This is a genomic window from Pseudomonas sp. S30 (genome assembly GCF_016518545.1).
Classification (GTDB): Bacteria; Pseudomonadota; Gammaproteobacteria; order Pseudomonadales; family Pseudomonadaceae; genus Aquipseudomonas.
In genome coordinates this window covers 14,674-34,413 of sequence record NZ_JACVTO010000017.1, presented here as the reverse complement: position 1 = coordinate 34,413, position 19,740 = coordinate 14,674, and the positions used below count along the sequence as shown (strand labels likewise).

Here is a 19,740-nt window from a genome sequence, read left to right as displayed (position 1 = left end):
AGGCTGTGAAGCTCATCCCGGTCCGCCCGCAGGGTGGTGTCACTTGACGATTTCGACGATGTCCACATCCACTTCGCGGCTCATGAGGTGTTTTTCCACTTCGCCGGTGAGCTTCACCTGGGTTTTCTCATTGAAGGGCGTGACAGGCAGGTCTTCGTTGTCGATCTCGACATGGATGGTGCCGGTGTTGTCCTTGAACTCGTACTTGTCGTCGTTGTTGATCTTCTTGGTGATGTAGCCCTGCAGCACCACCGGAGTGTCGTCGGCCGCTTCATTGGCAGCGGCGACGGTGGTGACGGGCTGCGCGCCCGGGCCCGTGTAACCGGCGGCCAGGGCAGCAGTGCTGAAGAGCGGGGCGAGGATCAGGGGCAGATAACGTGCTTTCATGATGATCGGGTCCTGTTTGGGTTTCGATGGGACCAGATTAGCGACGATCGCTGAATTCAAGCTTAATCCTGCATCCGTCTCGAAGCGAAGCGGCGTCCACAGCCTTGTGGATGTGAACGCACCGCGCCTGAGACGACTGCGTCAGCCGTGGTACTGCGCCGAGAACTCGTGAACCGCTTCGATGAATACCCCGGCATGGGCAGGATCGACTTCCGGGGTGATGCCATGGCCCAGATTGAACACGTGGCCGCTGCCGTGACCGTAGCTGGCCAGGATGCGCGCCACTTCCTGGCGAATGGCCTCGGGCCTGGCGTACAGCACGGTCGGGTCCATGTTGCCTTGCAGGGCCACCTGATCGCCCACGCGGCGACGGGCATCACCGATGTCGCAGGTCCAGTCCAGGCCCAGCGCGTCGGCGCCGGCCTCGGCGATGCTTTCCAGCCACAGGCCGCCGTTCTTGGTGAACAGGATCACCGGTACCTTGCGGCCGTCGTGCTCACGGATCAGGCCGCTGACGATCTTGCGCATATAGTCCAGCGAGAAACGCTGGTAGGCCGCCGACGACAGCGCGCCGCCCCAGGTGTCGAAGATCTGCACAGCCTGGGCGCCGGCCTGGATCTGGCCGTTGAGGTAGGCGGTCACCGATTGCGCCAGCTTGTCCAGCAGCAGGTGCAGCGCCTCGGGCTGGTCGTAGAGCATGGCCTTGGTCTTGCGGAAGTCCTTCGACGAGCCGCCCTCGATCATGTAGGTGGCCAGGGTCCAGGGGCTGCCTGAGAAGCCGATCAGCGGCACGCGGCCATCGAGCTCGCGGCGGATGGTGCTGACCGCATCCATCACGTAGCCCAGGTCCTGGTGCGCATCGGGAATCGGCAGCGCCTCGATGTCGGCCAGGGTGCTGACGACCTTCCTGAAGCGCGGGCCTTCGCCGGTCTCGAAGTACAGGCCCTGGCCCATGGCATCGGGGATGGTGAGGATGTCGGAGAACAGGATCGCGGCGTCCAGGGGGTAGCGGTCCAGCGGCTGGAGCGTCACCTCGCAGGCGAACTGCGGGTTCTTGCACAGGCTCATGAAGTCGCCGGCGCTGGCGCGGCTGGCGCGGTATTCCGGCAGGTAGCGGCCGGCCTGGCGCATCATCCACACCGGGGTGACGTCCACGGGCTGCTTGAGCAATGCACGCAGGAAACGATCGTTCTTCAGGGCAGTCATGTCGGCATCCAGCAAAAAAGTGCGGGCATTTTCTCAGACGCCAGCGCAAAAGGCACGGTCGCGGCCATGGCTTTTGTCTATCGGGTGCCGTGGGTCAAGGATCGCTGCGGGCGGGATGGCGAAACGCGCGTGGGAGGGGTCGGCCCCACTCCCACGTCACGCAGGGTCGCTTCAGACTTCCAGGTAATCCAGGATGCCTTCGGCGGCGGTACGGCCTTCGAAGATGGCGGTCACCACCAGGTCGGAGCCGCGCACCATGTCGCCGCCGGCGAAGATCTTCGGATTGCTGGTCTGGTGCTTGAAGCGGCCCTTCTCCGGCGCGACCACACGGCCCTGGCTGTCCATCTGGATGCCATGCTGCTCGAACCAGGGCGCCGGGCTCGGACGGAAGCCGAAGGCGATCACCACGGCATCGGCCGGCAGGATCTGCTCGGAGCCGGGGATCGGCTCGGGGCTGCGGCGACCACGGGCATCCGGTTCGCCCAGGCGAGTCTCGACTACCTTCACCCCTTCGACCTTGCCGTTGCCGACGATGGCGATGGGCTGGCGGTTGTAGAGGAACTTGACCCCTTCTTCCTTGGCGTTCTTCACCTCTTTGCGCGAACCGGGCATGTTCGCTTCGTCGCGACGGTAGGCGCAGGTCACCGATTTGGCGCCCTGGCGGATCGAGGTGCGGTTGCAGTCCATCGCCGTGTCGCCACCGCCGAGCACCACCACCTGCTTGCCCTGCATGTCGACGAAGTCTTCGGGCGACTTCTCGAAGCCCAGGTTGCGATTGACGTTGGCGATCAGGAAGTCCAGCGCATCGTGCACGCCCGGCAGGTCCTCGCCGGGGAACCCGCCCTTCATGTAGGTGTAGGTGCCCATGCCCATGAACACGGCGTCGTAGTCGGCCAGCAACTGCTCCAGGGAGATGTCCTTGCCCACTTCGGTGTTCAGGCGGAATTCGATGCCCATGCCGGTGAAGACTTCGCGGCGGTTGCTCAGCACGGTCTTTTCCAGCTTGAACTCAGGGATGCCGAAGGTCAGCAGACCACCGATTTCCGGGTTCTTGTCGAACACCACCGGCGTCACGCCGGCCCGCACCAGCACGTCGGCACAACCCAGCCCGGCAGGGCCGGCACCGATGATGGCGACGCGCTTGCCGGTCGGCTTGACCTTGGACATGTCCGGACGCCAGCCCATGGCGAAGGCGGTATCGGTGATGTACTTCTCCACCGAACCGATGGTTACCGCACCGAACCCATCGTTCAAGGTGCAGGCGCCCTCGCACAGACGATCCTGCGGGCACACGCGACCGCACACTTCCGGCAGGGTGTTGGTCTGGTGGGACAGCTCCGCCGCCGCCAGGATGTTGCCTTCGGACACCAGCTTCAACCAGTTGGGAATGAAGTTGTGCACCGGGCACTTCCATTCGCAGTACGGATTGCCGCAACCCAGGCAGCGGTGTGCCTGCTCCACGGACTGCTGCGGCTTGAAGGGCTCGTAGATTTCCACGAACTCCTTCTTGCGCTGACGCAGCAGCTTCTTTTTCGGGTCCTTGCGGCCCACTTCGATGAACTGGAAGTCGTTACTCAGACGTTCAGCCATTTTTCAAAACCTCTCAACAGCAGCTGCGCGCATCAGGCTGCAAGCCGCAAGACGATCACGTAAGCCCGGCGAGCCCAGGCCGCTGCTAGCGGCAGCCTGAGCTCGCCCTTGCAGCTGCCTTATTGCGGGTTGGCGCGGGTGCTGGACAGCAGTTGCTTGAGGTTGGCCGCCTTGGGCTTGACCAACCAGAAGCGTCGCACGTAGTCGTCCAGGTTCTCGCAGAGCTCACGCCCCCACTCGCTGCCGGTTTCCTCGACGTACTCGGCCAGGACCCGCGCCAGGTGGCTGCGGTAGGCCTCCATCGCCTCGCCACTGATGCGCTGGATTTCCACCAGCTCGTGGTTGAGTTTGTCGACGAAGGTGTTGTCCTGGTCGAGCACGTAGGCGAACCCGCCCGTCATGCCGGAGCCGAAGTTGTAGCCGGTCTTGCCGAGCACGCAGACGAAGCCGCCGGTCATGTACTCGCAGCAGTGATCGCCCGTGCCCTCGACCACCGCGTGGGCGCCGGAGTTGCGCACCGCGAAGCGCTCGCCAGCGGTACCGGCGGCGAACAGCTTGCCGCCGGTGGCGCCATACAGGCAGGTGTTGCCGACGATGGCGCTGTGCTGGGTCTCGAACGGGCTACCGGCCGGTGGCACGATGGTCAGCTTGCCACCGGTCATGCCCTTGCCGACGTAGTCGTTGGCGTCCCCTTCCAGGTGCAGGTGCAGGCCTCCGGCGTTCCACACGCCAAAGCTCTGCCCGGCGGTGCCGTTGAAGCGGAAGGTGATCGGCTTGGCCGCCATGCCCTGGTTGCCGTAGCGCTTGGCGATCTCGCCGGAGATCCGCGCGCCGATGGAGCGGTCGCAGTTGCAGATATCCACCGCGAACTCGCCACCGGCCTGGTCGCGGATCGACGGCAAGGCCATTTCGACCATGCGCTCGGCCAGCTCGCCCTTGTCGAACGGCGGGTTGCGGTCGACTTCGCAGAACTGCGGCTTGTCGGCCGGAATGTGCGAGCTGCCCAGCAGCGGCGTCAAGTCCAGGTGCTGCTGGCGCTCGGTGTCGCCGGGCAGCACGTCGAGCAGGTCGGTGCGGCCGATCAGCTCGCCCAGGCTGGCCACACCCAGCTTGGCCAGCCACTCGCGGGTTTCTTCGGCGACGAAGGTGAAGAAGTTGATCACCATGTCGACGGTGCCGATGTAGTGGTCCTTGCGCAGCTTGTCGTTCTGGGTCGCCACGCCGGTGGCGCAGTTGTTCAGGTGGCAGATGCGCAGGTACTTGCAGCCCAGGGCGATCATCGGCGCGGTGCCGAAGCCGAAGCTCTCGGCGCCGAGGATCGCCGCCTTGATCACGTCCAGGCCGGTCTTCAGGCCGCCGTCGGTCTGCACCCGCACCTTGCCGCGCAGGTCGTTGCCGCGCAGGGTCTGGTGCGTTTCGGCCAGGCCCAGCTCCCAGGGCGCGCCGGCATACTTGATCGAGGTCAGCGGCGAAGCGCCGGTGCCGCCGTCATAGCCGGAAATGGTGATCAGGTCGGCATAGGCCTTGGCCACGCCGGCAGCGATGGTGCCGACGCCCGCCTCGGCCACCAGCTTGACCGACACCAGCGCCTGCGGGTTGACCTGCTTGAGGTCGTAGATCAGCTGGGCCAGGTCTTCGATCGAGTAGATGTCGTGGTGCGGCGGCGGCGAAATCAGCGTCACGCCGGGCACCGCATAGCGCAGCTTGGCGATCAGGCCGTTGACCTTGCCGCCCGGCAACTGGCCGCCCTCACCAGGCTTGGCGCCCTGGGCCACCTTGATCTGCAGCACCTCGGCATTGACCAGGTACTCGGGGGTGACGCCGAAGCGGCCGGTGGCCACCTGCTTGATCTTCGAGCTCTTGAGCGTGCCGTAGCGCGCTGGATCTTCACCGCCCTCACCGGAGTTGGAACGCGCGCCCAGGCGGTTCATCGCCTCGGCCAGCGCCTCGTGGGCTTCCGGCGACAGCGCGCCCAGGGAAATGCCGGCGGAATCGAAGCGCTTGAGAATCGCCTCTACCGGCTCGACCTGCTCCAGCGCCAGTGCCTGGTCGGCCACCTTGACCTTCAGCAGGTCGCGCAGCATGGACACCGGGCGCTGGTCGACCAACGCGGTGTATTCCTTGAACTTGGCGTAGTCGCCCTGCTGTACCGCCGCTTGCAGGGTGTTGACTACATCCGGGTTGTAGGCGTGGTATTCGCCGCCATGCACGAACTTGAGCAAGCCGCCCTGCTGGATTGGCTTGCGCGCGCTCCAGGCCTCGGCGGCCAGCAGCTTCTGGTCGCTTTCCAGGTCTTCGAAGCGTGCGCCCTTGATGCGGCTGGACACGCCCTTGAAGCTCAGGCCCACGACCTCGTCCGACAGGCCGATGGCTTCGAACAGCTGCGCACCCCGGTAAGAGGCGATGGTGGAGATGCCCATCTTCGACAGGATCTTCAGCAGGCCCTTGGAGATGCCCTTGCGGTAGTACTTGAACACCTCGCCCAGGTCGCCCAGCACTTCACCGGTGCGGATCAGGTCGGCCAGCACTTCGTACGCCAGGTAGGGGTACACGGCCGACGCGCCGAAGCCCAACAGTACGGCGAAGTGATGCGGGTCACGGGCGGTCGCGGTTTCCACCAGGATGTTGCTGTCGCAACGCAAGCCCTGGTCGGTCAAGCGGTGGTGCACCGCGCCGACGGCCAGCGCGGCATGCACCGGCAACTTGCCCGGAGCGATGAAGCGGTCGCTGAGCACCAGTTGCGTCTTGCCGCTGCGCACCGCCTCCTCGGCCTGGTCGGCGATGTTGCGGATGGCCGCTTCCAGGCCCAGGCCCTGCTCGTAGTTGAGGTCGATCACCTGCCGGTCGAAGCCTTCGCGCTCCAGGCTCATCAGCGAGCGCCATTTGGCGGGCGAGATGATCGGCGAGCTGAGGATCACCCGCGAGGCATGCTCGGGGGACTCCTGGAAGATGTTGCGCTCGGCGCCCAGGCAGATCTCCAGGGACATGACGATCGCTTCGCGCAGCGGGTCGATCGGCGGGTTGGTCACCTGGGCGAACTGCTGGCGGAAGAAATCGTAGGGCGAGCGCACGCGCTGGGACAGCACGGCCATCGGCGTGTCATCGCCCATCGAGCCGACCGCTTCCTGGCCTTGTTCGCCGAGCGGACGCAGCACCTGGTCACGCTCCTCGAAGGTGACCTGGAACATCTTCATGTACTGCTTGAGCTGGTCGCTGTCGTAGCTGGCCACGCCCTGGTCGTCGCTGAGGGTCGCCTGGATGCGCAGGGCATGCTGGCGCAGCCAGCGCTTGTAGGGATGGCGCGACTTGAGGCGGTTGTCGATGGCGTCGGTGTCGAGGATCTGACCGGTCTCGGTGTCCACGGCGAAGATCTGCCCCGGACCCACTCGCCCCTTGGCGATGACGTCCTCGGGCTTGTAGTTCCACACGCCGATTTCCGAGGCCAGGGTGATGTAGCCGTTGCGCGTGGTCACCCAGCGCGCCGGGCGCAGGCCGTTGCGGTCGAGCAGGCACACCGCGTGGCGGCCTTCGGTCATCACGATGCCGGCCGGGCCGTCCCACGGTTCCATGTGCATGGAGTTGTATTCGTAGAAGGCGCGCAGGTCGGCGTCCATGGTCTCGACGTTCTGCCAGGCCGGCGGGACCAGCATGCGCACGCCACGGAACAGGTCGATGCCACCGGTGACCATCAATTCGAGCATGTTGTCCATGCTCGAGGAGTCCGAGCCCACGCGGTTGACCAGGGGGCCGAGCTCTTCGAGATCGGGAATGAGGTCGTTGGCGAACTTGGTGCGACGGGCCATGGCCCAGTTGCGGTTGCCGGTGATGGTGTTGATCTCGCCGTTGTGGGCGAGGAAGCGGAACGGCTGGGCCAGCGGCCACTTCGGCAGGGTGTTGGTGGAGAACCGCTGGTGGAAGACGCAGATCGCGGTCTTCAGGCGCTCATCGCCCAGATCCGGGTAGAAGGCGGTGAGGTCCGCCGGCATCATCAGGCCTTTGTAGATGATGGTCTTGTGGGAAAAGCTGCAGATGTAGTGGTCGGCGTCGTGGGCATTGGCCACCGACGAACGGCGACGTGCGCTGAACAGCTTGATGGCCATTTCCTGATCGCTCAGGCCATCGCCGCCGATGAACACCTGCTCGATCTGCGGCAGGCGTTCCAGCGCCAGTCGGCCCAGCACGCTGGTATCGATCGGCACCTTGCGCCAACCCACCAGTTGCAGGCCAGCCTGGGTGATCTCGCGATCCATGTTGGCGCGGGCCGCTTCGGCCTTTATCGGATCCTGATTGAAGAACACCATGCCGACCGCGTACTGCCTGGGCAATTCGACGGCGAAATGCTCTTGAGCCACGGTGCGCAGGAACTGGTCGGGCTTCTGCATGAGCAGGCCGCAACCGTCACCGGTCTTGCCGTCTGCGTTGATCCCACCGCGGTGGGTCATGCAGGTCAGGGCCTCGACAGCCGTTTGCAGGAGGTGATGACTCGCCTCGCCCGCCATGTGGGCGATCAGGCCGAAACCACAGTTATCTTTGAATTCTTCTGGATGGTACAGACCGGTTTTCATAGACACATTCTCACCAGGTTCGCCTCTCAACCAAGGCAAATCTCTTTTTAGTACAACCACTTACCATCCACACCGGTCGAATGCCAGCTTTTTTGCGGGGGCAATGGGAAACCATTGTTGCACAGCGACGGAGCCGCCCACAAACATTAACGACGAATCGCTAAAGGTTTATGTCGCAATTTTGAATGTTTAGCAATGCGCACCATGATAGAGCACTAGCTAGGCATGAAGCGATTCAGCCTTGGCTGCATGCGCTGGCTCGTGGCCGGCAGCCTGGGACACGAAAGCCTGCCGCGCATGAACGCAGCAGGCTGTCGAGAGATCCGGGATTCGCTCAGCAACTGGGCGGCGGGGTGCTGCCGCCCGGAAGGATCAGCGGGCCGTGGCCAGCTCTTGTTGAACGCTGCCGACGGTACGAGGCCAAGGTTTACCAGCCTGGACCTTCGCTGGCAAGCTCTTGATTGCAGCCGCCGCGGCATCGCGGCTGGCGAAATTCCCGTAGGTCACCACATACAGCGGTTTGCCCTGCAGGGTCTTCTTGAAGTAACGATACTCGCCACCCTGCTCCTTGACGAAGGACTGGGCGGCCGATTCGTTGCTGGTGCCGAACACCTGGACCACGTAGTTGCCAGCCTTCTGCCCGCTGTACCAGCTGCTGTTGCCAGCGCCACCGGTGCTCTTCTCCACGGCCTTGGTGGCAGGTTTGGCAGTCGCTACCTGGGTCGGCGCCGGCTTGGCCGCTGGTGCAGTCGCCTTGGTCGGCTGGGTGGCCGCAGGCTTGGGTGCCTGAGCCACGGTCTGAGCCGGCGCGCTCACCACAGGTTGCGCAGGGGTCGGCGCAGGACCAGCCGCTACGCCCTGGGGCGGCGCGGTAGTGGTGACGGTTGGCGGTACCGCGGTGGATGGCGCAGACGGTTGCAGGGCGGTGTTACCCGCTGGACCACCCTCCTCGCCATCGCCCATGCCTGCGGCCTGGGCCAAGGGTTCGCGCATCACCGGCTGGGACTGTCCCACCAGCGGCAGCGGCATCGGCTGCGAGGAACCGGAGAATTCGACCGTCGGCGCGCCGTTGCCGCCGGATTGCCCTTGCCCCAACGGCAACTGGGCCTGCGCAGCCGGCGTCTCGGCCGGCGCCTTGTCGCTCTTCTTGGGCATCAGGACGGCTGCCGCAACGGCGACCACCACCACGGCAGAAAGCGCGAGCACGTGTTTCTTAGGCATTTTGAACCCCATGGAGGGTCGCTTCTCGGTACTGCGAGTCGCGATCATGGCTTCGATCAAGGTATCGCGGGCCACCTGATTGATGTTGCCCGGCCAACCGTCGGCGTTTTCATGGATCTCGGCGATCTGCTCGGCGCTGAACACCTCCAGCCCCCGACCCGCGCCTTCCAGGCGCTGCTCGAGGTACTCGCGGGTTTCCTCTTCGCTGTAGGGGGCGAGTTCGATGATGTGGAAGCGTTCTTCCTCGGCACTGAGCTCGTCCAACCCGGCGATCAGCGAGGGCTCGCCGAACAGGAATACGTGCGGGCGCCCCTCGGGGACACCGGCCGCCAATTCCAGCAACGCTTGGAGTGCCGACTCCTCGAGTTGTTCCGCATCGTCCACCAACAGATAGACTTCCTGGCCAGTCAGCGCCAGTTGCACCACCTGGGACAGGATGGCCTGAACCTGGGGCTGCGCCACGCTCAATGCCTGGGCCACCTGGCCCAGTACGCCGGCGGCATCGCTGGCGCCGCGCGCGGACACCACCACGCTCTGCACCGACTGCTTGTTGGTGCTGGCCACCAGGGCCTGGCGCAGCAGGGTCTTGCCGCTGCCATGCGGGCCGGTGACCACCAGCATCAGGTGGCTGTAGCGCGCCAGATGATGCAGCTGGCCCAGCACAGGCTTGCGCTGGGCCGGGAAGAACTTGAACCCGGGCACACGCGGCGCGAACGGATCGTGGCTCAACTGGTAATGGTCGAGAAACGCCTCATCGGCATGCAAACTGGTCATTGCGCTGTCACAACCTCACGCTGCGCCACGATCGCGCGGTAATCCGCCGCCAACGTGGCCTGAAGGATCTCCTTCGGATAGTCGTCGGTGATCACGGCCTCGCCCAGCCGGTGCAGCAGCACCAGGCGCAGGCGTCCGTCGAGCACCTTCTTGTCGACCGCCATGTGTTCCATGAAATGCGCCGGGGTCATTTCCTCTGGAGGCACCACCGGCAAGCCTGCATCCTGCAGCAGACGGATACCGCGATCTCGCGCCGCCTGGTCGATCCAGCCCAGGCGCATGGACATTTCCAGCGCCATGACCGTACCGGCCGCGACGGCCTCGCCATGCAACCATACCCCGTAACCCATGTGGGTTTCGATGGCATGGCCGAAGGTATGGCCGAGGTTCAGGGTAGCGCGCACGCCCGACTCGCGCTCGTCCGCACCGACCACCGCGGCCTTGGCCGCGCAGGAGCGGCGAATGGCTTCGGTCAGGGCCGCGGCATCGAGCTGGCGCAGCGCGACCATGTGCTCCTCCAGCCAGCCCAGGAAAGGTTCGTCGCAGATCAGGCCGTACTTGATGACTTCGGCCAGCCCGGCCGACAACTCGCGCGGCGGCAGGGTGCGCAGGCTGGTGGTGTCGATCAGCACCGCATTGGGCTGGTAGAACGCGCCGACCATGTTCTTGCCCAGCGGATGGTTGATCCCGGTCTTGCCACCCACGGAGGAATCCACCTGGGACAACAGCGTGGTCGGCACCTGGATGAAATCGACGCCGCGCTGGTAGCAGGCGGCGGCGAAGCCGGCCATGTCGCCGATCACGCCGCCGCCCAGGGCCACCACGGTGGTGCGCCGGTCATGACGGGCCGTGAGCAGGGCGTCGAAGATCAGTTGCAGGGTTTCCCAGTTCTTGTGGGCCTCGCCGTCCGGCAGTACCACCGGCAGCACCGACCAGGCGCCGAGCGTCTGGCTCAGGCGTTCCAGGTAGAGCGGCGCGACGGTTTCGTTGGAGACGATGGCGACCTGCCGGCCGGCGATGTGCGGCGCCAGCAGCTCGGGCTGATCCAACAGGCCCTCGCCAATGTAGATCGGGTAGCTGCGTTCGCCCAGATCGACCTTCAGTGTCTGCATGTATCCCCACAATGTACTTGGGCGCGGCGTCGGCAAGCGGTCCGCGCGTAGGTTCAACCTCGACCCGGCGTTGGTCGCCGAGAATAGTCCCGGCTCAGCGGGGCGGCAACTGCTGCAAGCGGTCGAGTATGTCGATCACCACCATCCGAGGTGGCCGTTCGTCGGTTTCCACCACCAGGTCGGCGATCTCGCGGTAGAGCGGGTCGCGCGCCTCCAGCAAGGCGCGCAGCGTGGCCTCGGGATTGGCGGTGCGCAGCAGCGGGCGGTTGCGGTCGCGTGCGGTGCGTCCGACCTGCTGCTCCACCGAGGCATGCAGGTAGATCACACGCCCGCCCTGATGCAATGCCTGGCGATTGGCCTCACGCATCACTGCGCCGCCGCCGGTCGCCACGACCACGCCGTCGAGCTCGCACAGCTCGGCGATCATCGCCTGTTCGCGATCGCGGAAACCCGGCTCGCCTTCCTTGTCGAAAATCCACGGAATGTTGGCACCGGTCCGCAGTTCGATTTCCTTGTCGGAATCCTTGAACAGCAGACGCAGTTCCTTCGCCAACAGGCGCCCGATGGTGCTCTTTCCGGCACCCATGGGCCCTACAAGTATCAAATTTCGCACAGAATCAACGACTCACAGCAATCGTCTGGTCACTCATGATACGCGGAGTCAGGAAGACCAGCAGCTCGGATTTTTTCTCTTGTAATGCATCGCGTCGAAACAGCCGCCCAACATACGGCAGATCGCCAAGAAATGGCACCTTGTCCACCACATTGCTGTTGGACGTCGAGTACACGCCGCCAATCACAATCGTTTCGCCATCGGCCACGCGCACCTTGGCATTGACCTCGTTCTTGCGGATCGGCGGCACGTCGTTCAAGGCGTTGAGGTAGTCCGGCTCATCCTTGGTGACGCGTACCGCCATGATGACCTTGCCATCGGGGGTGATCTGCGGGGTGACCTCCAGCGACAGCGAGGCCTCGCGAAAGGAGACCGATGTGGCGCCATTCTTGGTCGACTGCTGGTAGGGCACTTCGGTGCCCTTGAGGATACGCGCGGTTTCCTTGTCGGCGGTGACCACCTTGGGCTGCGAGATGATTTCACCCTGGCCACTTTTTTCCATGGCGCTGAGTTGCAGGTCCAGCAGCCCGTTGCTGCCCAGCAGGGCCAGGCCGATGCCGGAGGTCGGGTTCGATGCGCCCAGGTCGACGAACAGCTCGCCGCCCGAACGAGCCAGGGCGCCGCCAGGCCTGGCGCCCCAACGCACCCCGAGCACCTTCTCGTAGTCGACGTTGGCCTCGACGATCCGCGCTTCGATCATGACCTGACGCACCGGCACGTCCAGCTGGGCGATCAGTTGACGCAGCTCGGCCAGGCGGGCCGCAGGCTGGGTGGCCACCAGGGTGTTGGTGCGGGTGTCGACGGTCAGGCTCGCCCTGGCATCGGTGGCGTCGTCGCTGGGCAGACTCGCCAGCAACAGCCGCGCCAGTTCGGTCGCATCGGCGTGATGAACGGGCAGCAAGGTGCGTTGCAACGGCTGCGCCCGAGCCACCAGCACCCGATCCACTTGCGCCTCGCGCGCCTGTTCGGCCAATTCGGCCGCCGGCGCGATCAGCAGCACGTTGCCTTCTTCGCGCCGGGTCAGGCCGCGACTGCGCAGTACCAGGTCAAGGGCCTGGTCCCACGGCACGTCCTGCAAGCGCAGGGTAATGTTGCCCTGTACCGTGTCACTGGCCACCAGGTTCACCCCCGCATAGTCGGCCAGGACCTGCAGCACCGCACGGACCTCGACATCCTGGAAATTCAACGAAAGCGGCTCACCTCGGTACTTGGGCGTCGCCATCGCCTGACACGCTGCCGACAGCGCCCACAACGCCCACAGCGCGATCACCCGTCTTCTCATAGACCTGCCTGCTCCCTGCACGCCTGTGCCTGCTCAAGGACAGGTAACGCGAGGTTTCCTGCCACGCTCCATCGTTGAATATTCGTTCCCTGACCTCGATCTGCTCCGGATCGACGCGCACCACCTCGCCCTCCTCACGCCCCAGCCGGTCACCTTCGGCCACCCGATGGAGCCCGCCGGCCCAGCGCACCAGGGCCTGGGTCTGACCCACACGGGAGAGGCTGCCGACCATTTCCAACTGTTCTAGCGGCACCCCCGCGAGCCCTGGCTGCGCCATGTGCCGCGGCGACCAGCCAGTGAAGGGGTCCAGGGCCGGCGGCGGACGTACCGGCCGTGCAAATCGCTCGGCCAGCGACCCGGGGACCGGTAATGCTTCGCCGGCATCGAAGGCATGCAGCTGGATGTCCAACTGCAGCAATCCAGGGCGATCGACCGCTGTCGCCCACTGCATACTCATCACCTGCAATGTCCGCAGCTGCTGCAACCACTCATCCAGCCAGACACGCAGCGCGGCGTAGGAGCCAACGACGCGCATGCGCAAGGGCATCTGGCGATAGCCGACTGCCTGCAGCGTGTCGCCGACGTCGAGCTGTTCGACCACCAGCCCATGGACGCGGCCGCTGTGCGCCAGCTGATCGAGCCACTCGCTCATGCCCTCGCCACCCGACAAGCGCCACCGCGCCTCTTGCACCCGCTGCTGCTCATCGGCAAGCGCCGCCTGCGCGGAATCCAGCGATCGTGCCTGTCGCTGGCGCTCGTGCAACAGTCGGTCCTGCACAGCCTGCTGCACCTCAGCATCGCGATAGGCGCCCAGCGTGGCGTGCAGGCGCAGCCAGTAACCGCCGGCCACCACCACCAGCACCACGATGGCCACCAGCGCAGCGCGCGCCACGGCCGACCGCGCGGCCTGCTCCTGCCACCTCGACAGCAGTGTGTCGAGCCTGCTCAGGACGGCGACACCCGAGCGACCAGCTCGAAGGCATCGCCTTCGCTGCGCCCCACCACCTGCTTGAGCTCGATGTCGTGAAGCACCGACGAGCGCTGCAGGCCTCGCATGAATTGCGCCAGCACCGCCGGAGACAGCGCGAGTCCGTTGACCTGGAGACGCCCGTCTTGCAGATCGAGGCGAGTCAGTTGCATGCCTTGCAGCATCGCCCCCTCCACCTCGGCCATCAGGCGCGGCAGCCTGGACTGGTCGGCGCCGAGCCGGGCGAGCGCGACCAATTGCGCGCGCAGCCCTGCCTGTGCGGCCTGCACCTCATGAAGCTCGGCCAGTTGCCCGCTCAGTGCCTGGATCTGCGCCTGCTGCTCGAGGCGGGTCGCCACTTGTCGCTCCAGCCGCTGATGGGCCAGGCGGTCGACGAGCATCACGCCAACCAACGCCACGCACAGGCTTCCCAGCAGCAGACGACGCAAGCGCCGGAGCGCTTCCACGCGCTGGCGTTCACGCCAGGGCAGCAGGTTCAGCCGGGGGCTCATGAGTCGCCTCCCAACGCCAAGGCCAGTGGCAGCGCCAGTGCGCCCCACGCCGAGGCTGGCAAGCCGGGCCACTGGGAGGGGCCGCACAGGGGTCGGCACGCTCGTCCCAGCTGCTGCGCCAGCGCCTGCAATTGCGCCTCTGTGGCCGCTGCGCCAGCGACCCCCAGCGCCTGGCTTTCCTGCGCCATGGGACTGCGCGCCAGGAAACGCTGGACCTGCTCCGGTGGCACCGCAAGATCGCTTCGCGCTTCCACCCGCTGCTCCGTGCGCAGCGCCAGCGGGCCTGCATCCCACTGGTGCAGGATCATGCCGTGCGACTCCAGCTGCAGCACTGGCAGGCGCGGCCCCGAGGGTTGCAGGCGAGCCAGGGCCAGGCTATCCACCTCGACGGCGACCACGTCCAGGCCGGCCTCCTCCAACGGCAGCAACAGCGGCTCCAGCAGGCTCTGGCGCACCGCGCCGATCAGCACATCCACGGTGCTGGGCGCGTGTACCGTAGCGCCCAGCACCTGAAAATCCATCGCCAGATCATCGAGCGGAAACGGGAAGAGGTGCTCGGCGTCTGCCAGCAGTTGTGACTCACGCTCGACCGGGGACAGTTCGGCAGGCAGCTGCACCACCTTGCAGATCACCTGGGAGCCCGGCAGGGCCAACGCGACCCGCGTCGAGCGGCCACCACACTGGCGATGAGCCTCGCGCAGCACCTGCACCAACCCCTCGCCAGCCTGGTCGGGATGGCCGGCCGGAGGCACCGCCCGATGCGCCCAACCTGCAACCTTGCGCCGCCCTCGGGCGCCGCCCAATCGCAGCATCCGCACCGAATCCTGGGTGATTTGCACCCCTGCCAGTGAACCGGCATCCCTGCCGAAGCGTCCAAACATCGCTGTCCCCCATTATTGGCCCCGGCATCCCTCCGCCGGTCGAAATCGTCGAGTTTCCTACCCGGCCAAGCGATGACCCGGAAGGCTGATAACGCTTATACTGTGCGGCGTTTTTGCTCGGCCGCCGGGCCTGCGTGCAATCCACTTATCAATCTGGATACCCCAAAGCCTTGATACGCCTGCTGAAGTTCATCTGGTGGTCCTTCGTCGCCGTCATCTGCGCGCTCGTACTCGGTCTGAGCGGTGCGTTTCTGTATCTTAGCCCCAGCCTGCCGTCGGTCGACTCGCTCAGAAGCATCCAGTTGCAGATCCCCCTGAGGGTGTACAGCAGCGACGGCAAGCTGATCGCCGAATTTGGCGAAATGCGCCGCTCGCCCATCCGGTTCTCTGAAATTCCCCCACAGTTCATACAGGCGCTTCTGTCAGCCGAAGACGACAATTTCCTCAATCACTACGGCGTCGATCCCAGCAGCCTGATGCGCGCGGCGAGCCAGCTGGTGAAATCCGGTCACATCCAGACCGGCGGCAGCACCATCACCATGCAGGTGGCCAAGAACTTCTTCCTGACCAGCGAGCGCAGCTTCTCGCGCAAGACCAACGAAATCCTGCTGGCGTTGCAGATCGAGCGTGAACTGACCAAGGACGAGATCCTCGAGCTGTACGTCAACAAGATCTACCTGGGCAACCGTGCCTACGGTATCGACGCCGCCGCGCAGGTTTACTACGGCAAGTCGATCCGCGACGTCAGCCTGGCCCAGATGGCCATGATCGCCGGCCTGCCCAAGGCGCCTTCGCGTTTCAACCCGCTGGCCAACCCGGTGCGCGCCAAGGAGCGCCGCGACTGGATCCTCGGGCGCATGTACAAGCTGGGCAAGATCGACGAAGCGAGCTACCAGGCCGCACTGGCCGAGCCGCTCAATGCCAGCTATCACGTGCCGACACCCGAGGTGAATGCGCCGTTCGTGGCCGAAATGGCCCGTGCGGAGATGGTCGGCCGTTACGGCAGCGAGGCCTATACCGAAGGCTATCGGGTCACCACTACCGTGCCCAGCGACACCCAGGACATCGCCAACAAGGCGGTCCTCAATGGCCTGACGGCCTACGACGAGCGCCACGGCTACCGCGGCCCTGAAGCACGCTTTCCAGGCAAGACCCACAGCGCCTGGCTGCAGGACCTGACCAAGCAACGCATCCTCGGCGGCCTGGAACCGGCCATCGTGACCCAGGTCGACAAGACCGGGGTGAAAGTTCTGACCCGCGCCGGGCAGGACGAAGACGTGGCCTGGGACACCATGAAATGGGCGCGGCCGTTCATCAACAGCAACGCCCAGGGCCGCTCGCCGCAGTCGCCGGCGGACGTGGTGCAGGTGGGCGACCTGGTGCGCGTGCAGCGCCTGGCCGACGGCAAGCTCAAGTTCAGCCAGGTGCCGGGCGCGCAGAGCGCCCTGGTGAGCCTGGATCCGACCGATGGCGCGATCCGCGCGCTGGTCGGCGGCTTCTCGTTCGAGCAGAGCAACTACAACCGTGCCATGCAGGCCAAGCGCCAGCCGGGTTCGAGCTTCAAGCCGTTCGTCTACAGCGCCGCCCTGGACAACGGCTACACCGCTGCCAGCCTGGTCAACGATGCGCCGATCGTGTTCGTCGACGAATCCGTCGACAAGGTCTGGCGCCCGAAGAACGACACCAACACCTTCCTGGGCCCGATCCGCATGCGCGAGGCACTGTACAAGTCGCGTAACCTGGTCTCGATCCGCCTGCTGCAAGCCATGGGCGTGGACCGCACCATCGACTACATCGCCAAGTTCGGCTTCAACAAGCAGGACCTGCCGCGCAACCTGTCGCTGGCCCTGGGCACCGCCACGCTGACACCGATGGAGATCGCCACCGGCTGGAGCACCTTCGCCAACGGCGGCTACAAGATCAATCCCTACCTGATCGAGCGGGTGGAAAGCCGCAGCGGCGAGACCCTCTTCACCGCCAACCCGGCACGCGTGCCGCAGGGCAAGCAGGACCAGGCCGGCATCGCCGCACCCGAGGCGCCGATCACCACCCTGCCGCAGCCAGGCACCGCGCCTTCGGCCTTGGGCCAGGTCGCGCCGCCGCCGCTCACTCCGGTGGCCGCGGAGCGCATCATCGATGGCCGCACCACCTACATCCTCACCAGCATGCTGCAGGATGTGATCAAGCGCGGCACGGGTCGTCGCGCCCTGGCGCTGGGCCGCAGCGACCTGGCCGGCAAGACCGGCACCACCAACGAGTCCAAGGACGCCTGGTTCTCCGGCTACAACGCCGACTACATGACCACCGTGTGGGTCGGTTTCGACCAGCCCGAAACCCTGGGTCGCCGCGAATACGGCGGCACGGTGGCGCTGCCGATCTGGATGGACTTCATGGGCCCGGCGCTCAAGGGCAAGCCCGAGCATCCACCTGCCGAGCCCGAGGGCATTCTCAGCCTGCGGGTGGACCCGGTCAGCGGTCGGGCGGCGACGCCGAGCACGCCCAATGCCTACTTCGAGCTGTTCAAGGCCGAGGACTCTCCACCTTCAGGCGACGAGCTGGGCAACGGCGCGGCGCCTGGCAGCCCGCTGCCGGCCGATGAAGCGGCGCCGATGGACCTGTTCTGATCCTGTCGACTCGGGTTCGTCTGCGCATCGGTGTCATAGCCCTTCGCGGATGAACCGCCCCGACAGTGACCCACAGACCGAAAAAAGCCCCGGCTCTCGCGAGCCGGGGCTTTTTCTTGGTGCTACGTTTTCTTGGAGCTACGCTCGATCAGCCGTTGAACACGTCATCCACGCTCTTGAGCGGGTAGTGCTTCGGATACGGCAGGGTCGCCACGCCGGACTCGATGGCCGCCTTGGCCACGGCGTCGGACACCACGGTGATCAGGCGCGCATCCAGCGGCTTCGGAATGATGTACTCACGGCCGAATTCCAGGGCGTCGACGCCATAGGCTGCGCAAACTTCCTTGGGCACTGGCTGCTTGGCCAGGTCCTTCAGGGCGATGGCCGCGGCGATCTTCATTTCTTCGTTGATGCGCTTGGCGCGAACGTCCAGGGCACCACGGAAGATGAACGGGAAGCCCAGCACGTTGTTGACCTGGTTCGGGTAGTCGGAACGACCGGTGGCCATGATCACGTCGTCGCGGGTCTGGTGGGCCAGCTCGGGGCTGATTTCCGGATCCGGGTTGGAGCAGGCGAAGACGATCGGATTGGCCGCCATGGACTTCAGGCCCTCGGCGCTCAGCAGGTTCGGACCGGACAGGCCGACGAACACGTCCGCGCCTTGCAGGGCATCAGCCAGGGTGCGTTTGTCGGTGGCATGGGCGAACTGGGCCTTGTACTGGTTCAGGTCGTCACGGCCGGCGTGGATCACGCCGTTGCGGTCGATCATGAAGATGTTCTCGACCTTGGCGCCCATGCTCACCAGCAGCTTCATGCAGGAAATGGCCGCAGCACCGGCGCCCAGGCAGACGATCTGTGCGTCTTCGAGGGTCTTGCCCGCGATTTCCAGGGCATTGATCATGCCGGCCGCGGTGACGATGGCGGTGCCATGCTGGTCATCGTGGAAGACCGGGATATCGCACTGCTCGATGAGGGTACGCTCGATTTCGAAGCATTCGGGCGCCTTGATGTCTTCGAGGTTGATACCCCCGAAGGTGATCGAGATGCGACGCACCGTGTCGATGAACGCCTGCGGGCTTTCCGATTCGACTTCGATGTCGAAGACATCGATGCCCGCGAAACGCTTGAACAGAACGCCCTTGCCTTCCATGACCGGCTTGGAGGCCAACGGACCCAGGTCGCCCAGGCCGAGGATGGCGGTGCCGTCGGAAATCACCGCGACCAGGTTGCCTTTGCCGGTGTATTTGTAGGCCAGCTCCGGATCGCGACCGATTTCGCGCACGGGTTCGGCGACACCTGGACTGTAGGCCAGGGCGAGGTCACGGGCGGTGGCAGTGGGCTTGGACAGTTCCACGCTCAGTTTGCCGGGGCGAGGCTGGGCGTGATAATCGAGCGCGGCGGTTTTCAAGTCTGACATGGTGGGCATTCCGCTTGTTAGCTGTTCTGACGGACCGCCGAGGATACGCAAAGAGCCCAGGAGCGACAAGACTGCCCGGTCACGAGTGTCAAGGCCTGTGGCCTACGACTTTACGCTATGCCTCACGGGGCTGGGAGAATCGAGTGTGTACAATCCCGCTCCGTAGTGTCTACAACTATTTTCCTATAGCCCCGCGCCCCGCTCGTCCAACAGCTGTTGCACCTGCACCGCCCACGGTGAATCAGAAACGAAAAAGGCGCCCGCAGGGGGCGCCTTCTTCAGCAACGGTGCGAAGCCCGCAGGCTTCGCCAGGTGCATGATTACTTCTTGGCACCGAAGGTACCGAAGCGATCGGCGAACTTCTGTACGCGACCACCGGTGTCCAGGACCTTCTGCTTGCCAGTGTAGAACGGGTGGCACTGGGAGCAGACGTCGATCGACAGAGGCTTGGCCAGGGTCGAACGGGTTTCGAATTTGCTGCCGCAGCTGCAGGTGACTGCAACTACTTCGTAGTTCGGATGAATATCGGTTTTCATGGTCACTTCCTCGAGCTGCGTGCCGCCACCCAACACCTATTGTTGAATACCGC

The 19,740-nt window shown here is 65.1% G+C and carries 14 protein-coding genes; 1 reads left to right on the top strand and 13 read right to left on the bottom strand.

All coding sequences use genetic code 11. The features are described 5' to 3' along the window. Positions 1-39: 39 nt before the first annotated feature. The 11 genes from IAE34_RS18135 to pilM all read right to left on the bottom strand — a co-directional run bounded on the left by IAE34_RS18135 (position 40) and on the right by pilM (position 15,110). Positions 40-387, bottom strand: a complete 348-nt coding sequence (locus tag IAE34_RS18135; protein ID WP_200140355.1) for a NirD/YgiW/YdeI family stress tolerance protein — start codon at positions 385-387, stop codon at positions 40-42. Positions 388-528: 141 nt separating this feature from the next. After that, positions 529-1,593, bottom strand: a complete 1,065-nt coding sequence (gene hemE / locus IAE34_RS18130; RefSeq protein WP_200140354.1) for a uroporphyrinogen decarboxylase — start codon at positions 1,591-1,593, stop codon at positions 529-531. 171 nt (positions 1,594-1,764) lie between these two features. Beyond that, on the bottom strand, positions 1,765-3,183 hold the full coding sequence (locus IAE34_RS18125; protein WP_200140353.1) for an FAD-dependent oxidoreductase: 1,419 nt from the start codon (positions 3,181-3,183) through the stop codon (positions 1,765-1,767). A gap of 119 nt (positions 3,184-3,302) precedes the next feature. Beyond that, the gene (gene gltB / locus IAE34_RS18120; protein WP_200140352.1) at positions 3,303-7,748 is read right to left on the bottom strand and encodes a glutamate synthase large subunit; all 4,446 of its coding nucleotides are present in this window, start codon (positions 7,746-7,748) and stop codon (positions 3,303-3,305) included. 372 nt (positions 7,749-8,120) lie between these two features. Then, the gene (locus IAE34_RS18115; protein ID WP_200140351.1) at positions 8,121-9,743 is read right to left on the bottom strand and encodes an AAA family ATPase; all 1,623 of its coding nucleotides are present in this window, start codon (positions 9,741-9,743) and stop codon (positions 8,121-8,123) included. Next, complete coding sequence (gene aroB / locus IAE34_RS18110) at positions 9,740-10,855, bottom strand: 3-dehydroquinate synthase (RefSeq protein ID WP_200140350.1); 1,116 nt, start codon at positions 10,853-10,855, stop codon at positions 9,740-9,742. Before aroB ends, IAE34_RS18115 begins: the two co-directional genes overlap by 4 nt. A 94-nt stretch (positions 10,856-10,949) precedes the next feature. Beyond that, positions 10,950-11,468: a shikimate kinase AroK gene (gene aroK / locus IAE34_RS18105; RefSeq protein WP_200140349.1), complete on the bottom strand. Its 519-nt coding sequence runs from the start codon at positions 11,466-11,468 to the stop codon at positions 10,950-10,952. Positions 11,469-11,472: 4 nt separating this feature from the next. Further along, complete coding sequence (locus tag IAE34_RS18100; RefSeq protein WP_200140413.1) at positions 11,473-12,690, bottom strand: type IV pilus secretin PilQ; 1,218 nt, start codon at positions 12,688-12,690, stop codon at positions 11,473-11,475. Next, positions 12,665-13,642: a pilus assembly protein PilP gene (locus tag IAE34_RS18095; RefSeq protein WP_200140348.1), complete on the bottom strand. Its 978-nt coding sequence runs from the start codon at positions 13,640-13,642 to the stop codon at positions 12,665-12,667. Before IAE34_RS18095 ends, IAE34_RS18100 begins: the two co-directional genes overlap by 26 nt. Positions 13,643-13,695: 53 nt before the next feature. Then, entirely contained in the window at positions 13,696-14,229 is a 534-nt protein-coding gene (locus tag IAE34_RS18090; RefSeq protein ID WP_200140347.1) for a PilN domain-containing protein, read from the bottom strand. Beyond that, positions 14,226-15,110 (bottom strand): type IV pilus biogenesis protein PilM, encoded by an 885-nt coding sequence (gene pilM / locus IAE34_RS18085; RefSeq protein ID WP_267908866.1) that lies wholly within the window; start codon positions 15,108-15,110, stop codon positions 14,226-14,228. The genes IAE34_RS18090 and pilM overlap by 4 nt, the downstream gene beginning before the upstream one ends. Positions 15,111-15,283: 173 nt before the next feature. Here pilM and IAE34_RS18080 point away from each other — a divergent pair, with 173 nt between their 5' ends. Next, the gene (locus IAE34_RS18080; protein ID WP_442793219.1) at positions 15,284-17,734 is read left to right on the top strand and encodes a penicillin-binding protein 1A; all 2,451 of its coding nucleotides are present in this window, start codon (positions 15,284-15,286) and stop codon (positions 17,732-17,734) included. A 148-nt stretch (positions 17,735-17,882) separates the two neighbouring features. Here IAE34_RS18080 and IAE34_RS18075 read toward each other — a convergent pair whose 3' ends face one another. Together IAE34_RS18075 and rpmE are read right to left on the bottom strand one after the other, a co-directional pair. After that, positions 17,883-19,151, bottom strand: coding sequence for a malic enzyme-like NAD(P)-binding protein (locus IAE34_RS18075; RefSeq protein ID WP_200140344.1), 1,269 nt, complete (start codon positions 19,149-19,151; stop codon positions 17,883-17,885). Positions 19,152-19,471: 320 nt separating this feature from the next. Continuing rightward, the gene (gene rpmE / locus IAE34_RS18070; RefSeq protein ID WP_200140343.1) at positions 19,472-19,687 is read right to left on the bottom strand and encodes a 50S ribosomal protein L31; all 216 of its coding nucleotides are present in this window, start codon (positions 19,685-19,687) and stop codon (positions 19,472-19,474) included. Positions 19,688-19,740: the final 53 nt, after the last annotated feature.

Coding starts and splice junctions, on each gene's coding strand:
- IAE34_RS18125 (WP_200140353.1), bottom strand. CDS start 3,183: ATGGCTGAACGTCTGAGTAACGACTTCCAGTTCATCGAAGTGGGCCGC.
- hemE (WP_200140354.1), bottom strand. CDS start 1,593: ATGACTGCCCTGAAGAACGATCGTTTCCTGCGTGCATTGCTCAAGCAG.
- gltB (WP_200140352.1), bottom strand. CDS start 7,748: ATGAAAACCGGTCTGTACCATCCAGAAGAATTCAAAGATAACTGTGGT.
- IAE34_RS18135 (WP_200140355.1), bottom strand. CDS start 387: ATGAAAGCACGTTATCTGCCCCTGATCCTCGCCCCGCTCTTCAGCACT.
- IAE34_RS18090 (WP_200140347.1), bottom strand. CDS start 14,229: ATGAGCCCCCGGCTGAACCTGCTGCCCTGGCGTGAACGCCAGCGCGTG.
- rpmE (WP_200140343.1), bottom strand. CDS start 19,687: ATGAAAACCGATATTCATCCGAACTACGAAGTAGTTGCAGTCACCTGC.
- pilM (WP_267908866.1), bottom strand. CDS start 15,110: ATGTTTGGACGCTTCGGCAGGGATGCCGGTTCACTGGCAGGGGTGCAA.
- IAE34_RS18100 (WP_200140413.1), bottom strand. CDS start 12,690: ATGGCGACGCCCAAGTACCGAGGTGAGCCGCTTTCGTTGAATTTCCAG.
- IAE34_RS18075 (WP_200140344.1), bottom strand. CDS start 19,151: ATGTCAGACTTGAAAACCGCCGCGCTCGATTATCACGCCCAGCCTCGC.
- IAE34_RS18115 (WP_200140351.1), bottom strand. CDS start 9,743: ATGACCAGTTTGCATGCCGATGAGGCGTTTCTCGACCATTACCAGTTG.
- aroB (WP_200140350.1), bottom strand. CDS start 10,855: ATGCAGACACTGAAGGTCGATCTGGGCGAACGCAGCTACCCGATCTAC.